Here is a 13,291-nt window from a genome sequence, read left to right as displayed (position 1 = left end):
GAATGAACAACAGGCAAGGGCGATGAATTCGACCTTGCCTGTTCGACGACGTTACGCTTCTTGCGGAAGTGCTGCCTTATGCGTCTGGATGACATTCGCATACCAATGCGCGCTGTCTTTCCAGATTCGTTCCTGTGTATCGAAATCGACATAGATGATCCCGAATCGTTTGTCGTACCCGAAGCTCCACTCGAAGTTATCGAGCAGCGACCAGAGGTAATACCCGGCGATGTTCATCCCTTCGTCATTCAGATCAGACACGGCTTGCAGATGCTGGGAGACGTAATCGATCCGGTTTTGATCGTGAATCTTGCCGTCGACGAGCTGATCGTCAAAGGCAGCGCCGTTTTCCGTGATAAAGATTGGCAAATCCGTGTACTCGGCACGCAGGCGACGGATCAAGTCTTTGAACTCACTTGGAGCGATATCCCAGCCCATGCCGGTCTTGTCGTAGTCCGAGTAGGCGTCTTTGTGTAAGAAATCACTCGCCGCACTGAACTCGACCAGGTTGCGGCTGTAGAAATTGATGCCGAAGAAATCACATGGCGTCGAAATCGTCGCGAGGTCTCCCGCGTGGATGAAATCGTACGTATGGACATATTTCGAGAACAGGTTCATCATGTCGATCGGATATTGTCCTTTGAAGATCGGATCAAGGAACCAGCGATTGGCATAGCCATCCGCATTGTTCATTGCAATCTGATCGTTGACGGAATCCGTCTTCGCGTACTTCGGTGCCAAGTTCAACGTGATGCCGATCGGCGTCGCTGAGTTGAATTCGCCTTTCAGCAGTTCGACCGCTTTTCCGTGCGACAACAGCATGTGGTGAACGGCACGGACGGCTTCGTTCATGTCCGTGTGGCCCGGTGCATGCTGACCGAGGTGGTAGCTCAAGAAGCCGGCACACCATGGTTCGTTGTGCGTGATCCACGAGTCGACGATTCCGTCGAGCTCTTCGAAACAGACGCGGGCGAAGTCGAGGAACCAGTCGACCGAGTCGCGGTTGACCCAACCGCCTTCTTCGTGCGCCCACATCGGGAGATCCCAGTGGTAGAGTGTGACGGCCGGTTTGATGCCTTCTTCCTGCAGACGTGTGGCCAGTGTCTTATAGAAGGCCATCCCTTCCGGATTGAACTGCCCTTTACTCGGGAAAATCCGTGGCCAGGCAATCGAGAAGCGGTACGTGTCGACGCCTAACTTTTTAATGTGTTGAATGTCTTCTTCGAAGCGGTTGTAATGGTCACAGGCGACATCGCCGTTGTGTTTTTCAAAAACTTTTCCGTCCGTATCGCAGAACGTATCCCAGATCGACGGCGTACGACCACCTTCGTCGTGTGCGCCTTCGATTTGGTACGAGGACGTTGCCGTCCCGAAGACGAAGTTCGGTGTAAATTTCATAGATGTAAGCCCCTTTAACAGTTTATTCTTTGACGGCACCAGCTGAGATGCTGCTGACGATGTATTTCGAGAGGAACAAGAAGGCGATCATGATCGGTACGACGGAAATCGCGATTCCGAGATACAGCGAACCTAAGTTTTCTGCGACTTGTGATCCTTTTAAGAAGCCCATCAAGACCGGCAACGTATACTTTTCTGGTGAGAAGAGCAGGACGAGCGGCATGATGTAGTTGTTCCATGAACCGATGAACGTAAAGATCGACATCGTGGCGATCGCCGGCATCATCATCGGTAAAGCAATCGTATGGAAGATCCGCCATTCACTGGCGCCATCCATCCGTGCTGCTTCCAGCAAACTTGGGTGCATGACCGTCTGCAGGTACTGACGGACGAAGAACACCGTGAACGGACTGGCGATCGCCGGAACGATCAGCGGGATGAAACTGTCGAGCAGACCTAAGTTCTTACTGAGCTCGTAGAACCCGATCAAACCGAGTTGTCCCGGAATCATCATCATGACGAGCATGAAGACGAACAGGACGTTTTTTCCTTTGAACTGGTAGAAAGCAAATCCGAACGCTGTCATCGCCGAGAAGTAACCCGATAAGACGGTGACGAGTACGGCGATGATCAGACTGTTCTTGAAGCCGGACCAGATGTTGACGTACGAGCTGAGTGCCGCGTAGTTTTCAGCGAGCGAGTTCCCTGGAATCAATGAGAAACCAGATAACACTTCTTCGTTCGAGCGGGTCGCGTTGATGATCATCATCAAAAACGGGATGAGACAGGCGATCGTCAAGGCAATCAGTCCGACGTAGATGAGACTTTTCCCGAACCAGGCTTTTTTCTGTTTCGGAGGTGGTGTCAACTTGAGCGGACGTTCTGAACGATCCGGTTGATCCCCCGTTTGTGGCACGATCCGACGTGCTTCTGCATTTCGTTCCATCGGTCAGGCTCCTTTCGGTGAACGTTCTTTTCGGAACATCCCTTTGAAGACGATGATTGAAAAGACGAGCGTGATGGCAAACAATCCGTATGCGACAGCAGCGGCGTAGCCATAGTTGTTGTATTTAAAGGCTTGGTTGTAGAGATAAAGCACCATCGTGTTCAGGGCACCATCCGGCGCACCGACACCATCCGTGATCAACATCGGCAGGTCGAACAATTGCAGTCCGCCGATCAATGATGTGATCATGATGTAGAGCAAGATCGGTTTTAAGAGCGGTAACGTGATCCGCGAGAAGATCTGCCAGCGTGTTGCACCGTCAATCAGTGCCGCTTCGAAATAATCCTTCGAGATGCCGGATACGCCGGCCATGACGACGATGAACGAGTGGCCAAGCCACATCCAGGTCAGGATGAGTGAGACGGAAATCTGGGCTGTGACCGGTTGTGTCAACCAGTTGATCGGCTCTGAGATGATGCCGATTTTCAGCAGCATCATGTTGAGTGAACCGTGCTGCCAGTCGAGCAGGATACCGAACAACAAGGCAACCGAGCTGATCGTGATCAAGTTCGGCAGATAGAACGTCGCGCGGAAAAACGCGAGACCTTTCATCTTGAGCTGTAAATCCGAGAACAGTAAGGCGAGCATCAAAGCTCCCCCGATTTGCAGGATGAAGTTCAGTCCCCAAATCTTCAGTGTGTTGAAGAACGCTTCAATGAAGTACGTATCTCCGAGCAAACGCGTATAGTTCGCGAGTCCGACGAGTTGTTCGCCTTCTGCGCCTGTGTAGTTGGTGAAACTGTAATAGAACGTCAAGGCAACCGGATAGATGCTGAAGATCAAGAAGACGATCCAAAACGGTGCGATGAACAGATAACCATGGCGATCGAGTTTTTTCACAGGTCAAACCCCTTTCTTAAACAAGAAGAGGTGAAGCGAGGACCGCCCCACCTAGACTCCTTATTCCGGTACTTTTACGTCCGGATACGCATTTTTGACTTTTTTGTAGAATTCAGCAAGTGCTTCGTCTTTTGATTTTTTGCCTTGGACATATTCCATGACAGATGCACCGTATAACGTATCGAGCTGTTGGTCGTACTTCGTCACGATTCCCGGTGTGATTTTGTCTGCTTGATCAAGGAAGAACTCGTAGTTGTTCTGTCCGCCGAGGAACTCATCTTTGAAGTCGGTTTTGATTTTGTCCGTAACCGGTTTGTAAGCGAGAACGTCCCCTGTTTCTTTCGCCCAGTCTGTCAAGAACTCTTCGTCTTGTGTCATCATTTTAACGAAATCATACGCAAGTTTTTGTTTCTTCGAATCTTTGTAGACACCTAACCATGTACCGCCCCAGAAGTATGGGCTCGGTCCGCTTGTAACAGCCCAGTCACCGGCTGATTTCTTCGCGTTTTCTTTCAAGACACTGTGTAAGCCCCATGTCGGAAGGACATATGAGAAGATTTCTGTTTCGGTTTCTTTGCCGTTTTCTTTGACTTTGACCGGCTTATCCATTCCGGCGAACCATGATGGTGACCATTCCGGCGCAAGTGCCGTGTATTGTTTTGTCCGTAATTCTTTTGCGTAATCCATGTAGTTTTTCTTGTCTTCCGTCACGACGAGTTCCTGTTTGTCGTTCACCCAAGCTTGCGGCTCATTCCCTTGTGCGAACCAACGGATCGATCCTTCATCCGGGAACATTTTGTAGCCTTTGCCTTTCATCTTCTCAGCGATTTCGAAGACGCCGTCCATCGAGTTCATCATCGCACCGATTTCTTTTGGATCATCTGTGCCGAGAACTTTTTTCGCGATGCTTCGTTTGTAGTAGACGCCACCTGGTGTCGTTTGCCATGAAAGAGCACGAACGTTACCGTCTTTGTCTTTCCCCATGTCATAGACGTACGGGATATAGTCGTCTTTGACTTCACCTGCGTTAAATGGTTTTTCCGACAGGTTCGCCCAGTAGCCAGCGTCGACCCATTGTTTGAGGAAGGCGATCTCACCTGTGAAGATATCCGGTGCGCCGACGCCACTCTCAAGCGCTGGTTTTAATTTCGTCGGGTAATCCGCGATTGGAACGATCGTCAATTCGACTTTCACGTCGTTTTGCTCTTCAAACTTTTTGATTGGTTCTTTTAATTCATCTGTAAACGACCAGATTTTCAGGACTTCCTTGCCACCGCTCGTTTTTTCCTCTTCGCCACCTGAACATCCTGCTAAAACGCTTGCTGTTAATGCGCCGACTGTTAATACGCTGACTAACTTCTTCTTCATGTCATCCCATCCTTCTCGTCTGTTGGTAGTCCCCTAAGTAAGCGGTCTCATTTATTATTCAAAAATATCGAAAGCGCTTTCGTAAATGGTCTGAAAAAAGTTCCGAAAGCCCTTTCGGAAACGTACAAAAAAATATAGTGGATTTCGAAACCGCTCTCGCGTTTTCTCGAAGACAACCTGCGAGAGCGATTCCGAAAAGATGTTACGGTGTGACAGGTCCTGTCGATTGGCGGACGATCAAGTCGACTGGAATGATATCCGTCGTCATGACACGTCGTTTGTTGACGATTTGTTCAATCAAGAGATTCGCTGCATGCTGTCCGATCTGCTCCGTATCTTGCCGGACCGTCGTCAGCTTCGGTGTGACGTATTTCGACATCTCGATATCATCGTAACCGACGACGGAAATGTCTTGCGGAACCCGAAGGCCCGCTTCATGAATCGCTTCCATTGCCCCGATCGCCATTTGGTCACCTGCGACGAAGACCGCAGTCGGACGTTTCGGTAAAGCAAGCAACGTCTGCATCGCTTGTTTTCCTTCTTCGACCGAGAAAAATCCGCCGTTGATCAGATAGCCGTCTGGAATCGGTAACGCGAGTCGATCCATCGCTTGTTTGTACCCTTCGATTCGTGCCAATCCCGCATCAATCGTCATATCTCCAGCAATGTGGGCAATCAAACGATGTCCCAGTTCGTAGAGATGATTGACGGCGAGTGTACCGCCGGAGAGGTTATCCGAGAAGACGACACTGCAATCGGTGCTGTCCATGTCGACGACAACGATTGGAATCGAACTTTGAATCAGTTGCTGGACATGCTTGTCCATTTGATCGGAACAGATGACGACGATGCCGTCGACCGCCCGATGCTGGAAATGCTCGAGGTAACTCATGTCCCGATTGCGGAGATTCCGCGAGGCGAAGATTAAATCATAACCTTGCTGCTCCGTTGCTTTCCGGAAACTTTCGATGATTGCGTTGAAGAATGGATGCATCATCCCGACTTCGTTTGCTTCCGAGAACATGACCCCGATCGTCCAGGATCGTTTCGTCGAGAGCGACTGAGCGTGGGCGTTCGGCAAGTAGCCCATATCGGCTGCTGCCTGAACGATTTTCGCTTTTGTCTTTTCACTGACATCGGAATAGTTATTTAAGGCTTTTGAGACCGTCGTGATCGAAAAACCGGTTATTTTCGCTAAATCATAAATTGTACCCATGTAACCACTCCATTTCACCGAAAGCGCTTTCGATAAATTTAGTATAGGTCGGAATCTGGAAAGACGCAACCATTATTTGCGAATTTATTTGGATTTTAAAAAATAAATGATATCGCTTTCATTTTCCACTTGATAAATCTTTAAACAAGAACAAACGTTTGGTATACTATAGATATCAGTACGCCGTGCCTAACATGGAGAGGAGCATCATCATGCCGATTACCCCTTACCTGGTCTTTAACGGCAACACCCGTGAGGCGATTCATTATTATGCCAAAGTCTTCGGCCAGGACATTCCCGAGATCATGGAGTTTGGTCCCGGCAATGGTCCGGACGGTCAACCGTTCGCACCAGACGTCCAGTCGCTTGTCCTGCATTCGCAATTAATTGTTCACGGCACACGCGTCATGTTTTCGGACGCGATGCCGCACGATCCGGTGGCGACCGGACAAAACGTCACGCTGGCTCTGCATCTGTCAGACGTTCCACTCATTCACGAGACATTCGACAAGCTCGCGCAAGACGGTAATGTCATCATGCCGATTCAAAAAACGTTTTGGAGTGAAGCCTACGGCATCGTCGAAGATCCGTTTGGCGTGCAGTGGCAACTTAATCATGAGATAAGTGAAGTAAAGGCGTAAGTTGCTCGCTGCGTCATGCTTTCCCTTTCACTCGCTTTCCTCAGGCGAGGCACAAGCCCATAGATGTCAACTTAGCCAAAAGATGAGTTGAGAAAGCTCTCATTTTTTATTCCTGATGCGTTTCATTCGGATGATTAGCGGAAAAGATAATTGTAAGCACCCCAAAAAAGCCTCTCTTTTTTGGGGATTTAACTGATCCATGTGCTACTTGAATTGAAGACGCTTCATGGCGGTCCCCATAGCGGAATTCGGCTTTCGCGCAGTCCTTGTCAATAGACGAGTGATCAATGGGATGAACGCCTGTGGCGTCTTTTTTTGTCGAAGTGCCTCATACATTTTTGGAATGAAGTGACAAGCGAAGCACCGGATTGCAATTGCTTCACTGATTTCTTTTTTCTCTTCTTCCCAAATAGCGTTACGAAGCTGGCAAGCCATGAGTTGACTGAGGAGAAAAATTAATAACGTTCCATATACATGACAGAGCCATCGCTCTTGTTTCATCAGTCGAAAGTGATCCAGTCCTAGAAAGGACTTCAGCGTACGGAACTCCCATTCGATTTGCCAACGTAATCGATACAGCTCGACGAGCTGTTTTGGTGAAATAGAATCCGGTAGGTTGGTCATGTACCCAGTAGTCCCTGCTAAATCACGGACAATCGGTCTCATTGGCGTTCGACTTCGACTAGCTCGTCGCTCAATTTTGAGGAGCCGTTTTTCTTTCTGATCCTGGTCCTGATGGAACAGGATACAACGTGCCTGAAAATGTGAATCCCTTCCGAAATAAACTTCCTCTAGTTCTATGATTTCATTCGGATCCATCGCGCGACTGAGTGCGACAAGATCAACGCGTAGATATCGACTACTTTCCACTTTCTTACCATTCGGGTGATACTTTGGAGAAGGATTGACGACAGCTAAATAGGCGTCACTCCGAAAGCGTGTCAGAAAGTAACTCTCTTTTTCTCGAATACTTTCGAACGATTTTAAATGAAAATATCCAAGATCCTGAAGACACAACTCGTTCGCACTCAAAAATGGGATTCGTTGCGCACCGCTGATAGTGTCATTGACGTTCTGAAGATCAATACGTAAAAATGTAGCGCGTCCAGTCAATAGATCGTATTCATGTTGGATTTTGACCGAAGTCTGCCGAGTCTTTTGTACTTTTTTCAGCATCAAATCAGGAACCGCATCATGCGTACCATCTAATACCCGAAGGGTGGTGAACGGCCAGTCTTCACTGAGCGGATGACGTGTGAGTGAAAGTATTCGTTCTGTATCGAGTAACTCGCTCACCAGTCGTTGGAGAAATAATACGGCAGCCTTGGTGAATTTTTTGTCAAGTGCGGCACGACTAATCTCGATTTCTTGATTCACGGCGCACTTCGTGCTCAATTCTTGAAGGCTGTGATCGACGAGATTTCCGTGAATCCCGAAGAGCAGTGATAAGAAGTCATTCGCATCCAATTTCCGTTTCCGTTGTATAAATCCGGTCTCTTTCGCCAACTGATTGATCTTAGTTGGTTCTAAAAACGTAAATAATTGGTCGAGGAAATCGAATTTCTCTCGGACTGGCATATAAAAAACTCCTCTCGTAGGGTTAGTATTCCATACCATCTTTCAAAAGAAGTTAGTCATTTTCTTAAGTTGACATCTATGGAGGCACAAGCCGCGCCTCCTTTGTCCTCCGGACATGGACTCGGGTCTTGTTTGCCTGTGACAGCGCAAATCCCTGCGCTTTTCCCTGTAGGAGTCGAGTGACGGGAATGCATTCCTGATAAAAAGTAAGATCTGACGGATTTCGTCGGGTCTTACTTTTTTTAGATCATACCGATTTTTTTCAAGGTGTTATAGAATGGTTAAAATCAGATGTACCATTATCTATTTTGTAAGAAAGGACGTGTCGCAAGAAATGAACGAGATCCTTTTACAAAAACAAGCGACGATCAAACGTTGCATCATTAGAATGAACGAAGTCTATAATAATGACTCCAAAAATTTAAGTGATTTAACCAGACAAGATAGCATCATTTTAAATTTGCAACGGATCTGCCAAGCTTCTATCGATATGGCGATGTATGTCGTAAGTACACGAAAACTGGGATTACCTAAAACGAGTCAGGATGGAATTAAACTATTAGAGAAAGTACACTTTATCAACTCTTCTTTATCTACCAGTCTAATGAATATGATGAGATATTGTACTATCGCAATCCATGACTGTGTAATGCAAAATAGGAGTGCAGACTTGTGCGACGGAAACGTACACAGTTCTGCACTCCTTTTGCGAAAAAAGAAAAAGACTTGCCAGCACCCACAAATTCATCCTAACGTTTAAGTTGCGAAACAAGAACGTGAAGGAGATGAAAGGAATGCTAACAATGTCTGAAATCAATTGTATCAAATTTTTAAGGAACCATAAATCCTATTCCATCAATAAGATTGCGAAAGATCTTAACCTGAACTGGCGAACTGCTAAAAAATATGCCGATGAGTCTTTTCTACCAAAAGAAAGTCATTCTTCAAAGCGTGGCATGATGTATGGCACCCGTTGGGGCGAAATGATCGAGGACTGGCTACAGGAAGATGCGATGATGAAAAAGAAACAACGACGAACCAATAAAAAACTATATGAGACATTATGTACATATGGATTTGAAGGGTCCTACCGGACCGTCTGTCAATTCATCAAAGAATGGCGCCTAGGTCGCGATGTAGAAAACGATAGTCGATTCGAGCGGTTGGCCCACCCGCCCGGAGAAGCACAGGTAGATTTTGGCGTCATGGAAGTCGTGAAGGACAGTCATGCGGTCGATGTGCATTGCTTGATCCTATCCATGCCGTATAGCAATCGAACAGCTGCGGTTGCATTACCAGCAGAGAACCAAGAATGTTTCCTGACCGGATTGAAGAGACTGTTCGAAGAAATCGGAGGCGTGCCGCAACAATTACGAATCGACAATCTCCCAGCAGCCGTCGCTAAAGTACGGACAACAAAGGAAGATGCCATTTATACGGACGCTTTTCAGCAATTCGTAACGCACTATGGTTTCCAAGTTCAAAGCTGTAATCCGTATAGTGGGAATGAGAAAGGAAGCGTCGAAAACAAGGTTGGATATGTCCGTTACAACTTCCTGGTTCCTTCTCCCGTCATGAATGACTTCGAATCATTGAACAGACGCCTCGCATCATCCCTCAGGGATGACATGGAACGTATACATTATGAAAAGAAAGTACGTATCAAGGATCTCGTTGTGGAAGAGAAAAAGCATCTCCTTCGACTGCCGGAAGAAGACTTTCCGGTGTTCAAGGAGGAACTGTTGAAGGTAAACAAATATGGAGAAGTGACCATCGATCAAACGAAGATTCTCGTTCCATCTGGTTCTCGACATGGACAAGTGAGAGCAATCCTAAAATGGGACGATATGAAAATCATTTCTCGTCACGGAGAAATCCTGTACGAAGAAAAGCGACCTTATATGATGACGAAACGGGCGTTACCTTGGGAAAGCATTCTCAACGAATGGTACAAAAAGCCGCGTAGTTATGGTCATTCACGCCACGCAGAGTACCTCCCTGGACGAATTCGAGAGTATCTGAACATCCAGAATCTGATGATACGGAGAGAAAGACTGGGATGGCTACGATCTAGATTAGTCCTGCATTCAATCACTGAAATCGATGAACGATTGTATGAGCTACTGAGCCAGAGCGATGCCTATTCTGACATCGAAGAGCATCCCTACGATGTCGACTGGAGTAAGTATGACAGTTTGAATCGACCATGGCAGAGTGAGGTGCAGCCGTGAATCTAAAAGAGATGTGCAAATCCCTTCGGCTCGCTTACGTCGCTGAAATTTACGAATCGATTCCGATGGAATCGTCCGAGACGTTTCTCACGACACTTTTTGAAATGGAGATGAGACTTCGTGAAGAAGCGAAGGCAGAGAGGCTCATAAAAAAAGCAAAATTCATCAACAATAAATCACTTGAAGACTATCGCTGGCATGACAACATCTACTTTCCTCGTCATCTCAAGAAAGAAGAATTGATGTCGCTCTCTTTCATCGATCATCAGCAAAACGTAGTGCTCACAGGTGCCCCCGGCACTGGTAAGACACATCTTGCGATTGGTTTAGGACGGGAAGCTTGTCGTAAAGGAAAAGAAGTACGTTTCTTTCGTGTTTCGGAGCTCGTAGAGCAACTCACCAAAGCATGGCGTGATGGGAAGCTGAGTAGCTTCCATACACGCCTCGATTCTGCGGATCTTATCGTCTTGGATGAAATGGGCTATCTTCCATTATCCAAAGAGTCAGCAGAGCTCCTGTTCCATCTCATTACAGACTGGTACGAAAAGAAAAGTATCATCATCACATCGAATCTAGAATTCAGTCAATGGAATCGTGTTTTCGCAGATCCTAGATTAACGTCAGCACTCGTTGATCGTGTGATTCATCATGCGCACATTCTGACCTTCACAGGCGATAGTTATCGTGTCACACATGCATTATCAAGAAATTAAATATTTACTGGCAAAGTTCTGTACTTTTTTCTGCAATTCACTGCACAAACCTATTGCAAAATACACATGACTACCAATCACTTGATTTAAATATTCTTCAAGCTATTTTAGAGAAGCACATAGATGATTTCTTAACATTTGCACAGATTGTTATCCAGTTGGAAGACTGACAGATTTTCATGCTTCATCCCCCTCCTCAAATAAATATTTTAAAGTAAATAACCTAGCATATTCAGGATAACCCAATCAAATTCCCTTTAAATAACAATTATTCATGTGTCATGCTATATTTAACAAGAACTACTTTTTACATACCTTGTAACATCACTGGAAGGATGGACACATGTTTTGGAGAAACTTTATTTTGAAAAGTACCGGTTTAACTACGCTGATGTAACGCGTAGTCGAACGCTCTACATAGATAATTATCCAATCGTTTATCTGCTGTATAATCGGTCAAAAGCACAAGCTTACGTCGGACAAACGGTTCAAAAAAATCAACGGTTAAAAGCCCATTTAAAAGATCCACGTCGGAAGCAGCTCGACGAATCAATTTTAATTGGGCATGAACAGTTTAACCAATCCGCTACTTACAATATCGAATCCAATTTGATTAACTTTTTAATTGCAGATGGTCGCTATACACTGCAAAATGTAAGCCAAACCGTCTCCCGCCAGATGCACAACTATTTCCGAAAAGATTTTTTCAATGAGACGGTTTTTGAAAATATTTGGCAACAGTTACGCGAGGAGCAGATTGCGGAAGGAACACTCGATCAGTTGCGAAACAAAGACGTCTACAAACTCTCTCCGTTTCGTGAATTGTCTGAGCAGCAACTGGAAGTCAAAGAGGAAATCTTAAAATTTTGTAAAACAAAAATCACCGAAACCGGTCACCATGTCTTCATTGTCAAAGGTGACGCCGGAACAGGAAAAAGTGTCTTACTCAGCTCATTGTTCAATACAATTCAGGATTTAACGAAAGAAGCAGATTCTGCACTGTATCAGACAGATAACTACCTGCTCGTTAACCATGGTGAAATGCTCAAGACGTATAAATCGATTGCCAGCAGCCTACCGAACTTAAAGAAAAAGCAGTTTCAAAAGCCAACCTCCTTCTTAAATACGTTGGATAAACAAAAGCGGACTGCTGACATCGTGCTCGTGGACGAAGCCCATCTGTTACTCACAAAAGAAGATGCCTACAACAATTTCCACCAACAAAATCAACTGTATGAAATCATTACACGCAGTAAAATCACGATTCTTATCTTTGATCCGAAACAAGTCCTCAAAATTAAAAGTCACTGGGGACGTACGACCTTGCAGGACATCGTCGGTCCCTTTTCGACAAAGACGCTGCAATTATCCAATCAATTCCGGATGCAAGCGAGTCCGCAGACATTGCACTGGATCAATCGTTTTGTGGAACGCGAGCTCTTACCGATCCCGAGTGATTCAAATTATGATTTACAAATCTTCGAGGACTCGGAAGTCTTTAAGCAGGCGATTTTCTCGAAAAACGAACAGCACGGACTATCCCGAATCGTCTCGACGTTTGACTACCTGCATAAAAAAGATGGGGCCGACTACTTTGTTGACGAAGGCGGAATTAACCTTCCATGGAACCGCACTTACCCCCATACAACATGGGCAGAACAACCGGAAACGATTCGAGAAGTTGGATCGATCTATACCATTCAAGGATTTGATTTAAACTACGTCGGTGTCGTCCTCGGTCCGTCGATTCAGTATGATGAAACAACTCAACAATTGAAGCTCAATCCAACGTTATATAGAGACACTGGAGCATTTGTTTCCCGACAAGACTTGAGTCAATCAGAAAACGAACGTGCCAAGGAAGAAATCATTTTGAACTCCCTAAACGTCCTGCTGAAGCGTGGCGTCAAAGGGCTTTATCTTTATGCAACAAATCCTCAATTACGCGCACGATTATTACAACTAAAGGAGACACAACTATGAACGAAATCAAAGCATTAGTACAAAAAATCGATGACTTCCGTGACGAACGAAACTGGCGACCACACCACAACCCAAAAGACTTAGCGATTTCTTTGTCCATCGAAGCATCCGAGTTACTTGAAGCCTTCCAGTGGCGGACCAGCGAAGAAGCTTGGGAAGAAAATCAAGAAAATATTAAAGAGGAAATTGCCGATGTGTTGATTTATGCATTGACGTTGTGTAGTGAGTTGAATGTAGACGTGGAGGAGATTGTGGTAGATAAGATTAGGAAGAATGGAGAGAAGTATCTACTAGATAATTGAAGCCACAAAACATAT

The 13,291-nt window shown here is 46.0% G+C and carries 12 protein-coding genes; 6 read left to right on the top strand and 6 right to left on the bottom strand.

Annotation, left to right across the window (positions count from 1 at the left end; translation table 11 throughout):
* Positions 1 to 51 precede the first annotated feature (51 nt).
* From P404_RS0109935 to P404_RS0109915, 5 genes are all read right to left on the bottom strand, one after another.
* Positions 52 to 1,398, bottom strand: a complete 1,347-nt coding sequence (locus P404_RS0109935; protein WP_026830656.1) for a GH1 family beta-glucosidase — start codon at positions 1,396 to 1,398, stop codon at positions 52 to 54.
* A gap of 22 nt (positions 1,399 to 1,420) precedes the next feature.
* On the bottom strand, positions 1,421 to 2,344 hold the full coding sequence (locus tag P404_RS0109930; RefSeq protein ID WP_081809583.1) for a carbohydrate ABC transporter permease: 924 nt from the start codon (positions 2,342 to 2,344) through the stop codon (positions 1,421 to 1,423).
* Between the two features lie 3 nt (positions 2,345 to 2,347).
* Positions 2,348 to 3,244: a carbohydrate ABC transporter permease gene (locus P404_RS0109925; RefSeq protein ID WP_026830654.1), complete on the bottom strand. Its 897-nt coding sequence runs from the start codon at positions 3,242 to 3,244 to the stop codon at positions 2,348 to 2,350.
* A 60-nt stretch (positions 3,245 to 3,304) separates the two neighbouring features.
* On the bottom strand, positions 3,305 to 4,612 hold the full coding sequence (locus tag P404_RS0109920) for an ABC transporter substrate-binding protein (RefSeq protein ID WP_026830653.1): 1,308 nt from the start codon (positions 4,610 to 4,612) through the stop codon (positions 3,305 to 3,307).
* 202 nt (positions 4,613 to 4,814) lie between these two features.
* A complete protein-coding gene (locus P404_RS0109915) occupies positions 4,815 to 5,828 on the bottom strand; it encodes a LacI family DNA-binding transcriptional regulator (protein ID WP_014969333.1) in 1,014 nt (337 codons plus the stop codon).
* A gap of 212 nt (positions 5,829 to 6,040) precedes the next feature.
* Here P404_RS0109915 and P404_RS0109910 point away from each other — a divergent pair, with 212 nt between their 5' ends.
* Positions 6,041 to 6,469 carry a VOC family protein gene (locus tag P404_RS0109910; RefSeq protein ID WP_026830652.1) on the top strand — a complete coding sequence of 143 codons (429 nt, stop codon included), beginning with the start codon at positions 6,041 to 6,043 and terminating at the stop codon, positions 6,467 to 6,469.
* A gap of 204 nt (positions 6,470 to 6,673) precedes the next feature.
* Here the strand turns inward: P404_RS0109910 and P404_RS0109905 are convergent, their stop codons facing one another.
* Entirely contained in the window at positions 6,674 to 8,047 is a 1,374-nt protein-coding gene (locus P404_RS0109905; protein ID WP_026830651.1) for an IS4 family transposase, read from the bottom strand.
* Between the two features lie 277 nt (positions 8,048 to 8,324).
* On the opposite strand from P404_RS0109905, the gene hepT reads away from it, so the two are divergent.
* The 5 genes from hepT (at position 8,325) to P404_RS0109880 (ending at position 13,276) form a co-directional block, all read left to right on the top strand.
* Positions 8,325 to 8,807 carry a type VII toxin-antitoxin system HepT family RNase toxin gene (gene hepT, locus P404_RS19100; protein WP_051590479.1) on the top strand — a complete coding sequence of 161 codons (483 nt, stop codon included), beginning with the start codon at positions 8,325 to 8,327 and terminating at the stop codon, positions 8,805 to 8,807.
* Positions 8,808 to 8,841: 34 nt separating this feature from the next.
* Positions 8,842 to 10,278 carry an IS21 family transposase gene (gene istA / locus P404_RS0109895; protein ID WP_026829677.1) on the top strand — a complete coding sequence of 479 codons (1,437 nt, stop codon included), beginning with the start codon at positions 8,842 to 8,844 and terminating at the stop codon, positions 10,276 to 10,278.
* An 11-nt stretch (positions 10,279 to 10,289) separates the two neighbouring features.
* A complete protein-coding gene (istB, locus tag P404_RS0109890; protein WP_034773873.1) occupies positions 10,290 to 10,991 on the top strand; it encodes an IS21-like element helper ATPase IstB in 702 nt (233 codons plus the stop codon).
* Between the two features lie 348 nt (positions 10,992 to 11,339).
* Complete coding sequence (locus P404_RS0109885; RefSeq protein WP_026830650.1) at positions 11,340 to 12,974, top strand: DUF2075 domain-containing protein; 1,635 nt, start codon at positions 11,340 to 11,342, stop codon at positions 12,972 to 12,974.
* A complete protein-coding gene (locus P404_RS0109880; RefSeq protein ID WP_026830649.1) occupies positions 12,971 to 13,276 on the top strand; it encodes a nucleotide pyrophosphohydrolase in 306 nt (101 codons plus the stop codon). Before P404_RS0109885 ends, P404_RS0109880 begins: the two co-directional genes overlap by 4 nt.
* Positions 13,277 to 13,291 lie beyond the last annotated feature (15 nt).

The sequence above is a fragment of the Exiguobacterium antarcticum DSM 14480 genome (assembly GCF_000685865.1).
Lineage (GTDB): Bacteria > Bacillota > Bacilli > Exiguobacteriales > Exiguobacteriaceae > Exiguobacterium_A > Exiguobacterium_A antarcticum.
This window is presented reverse-complemented; position numbering and strand designations above follow the sequence as displayed.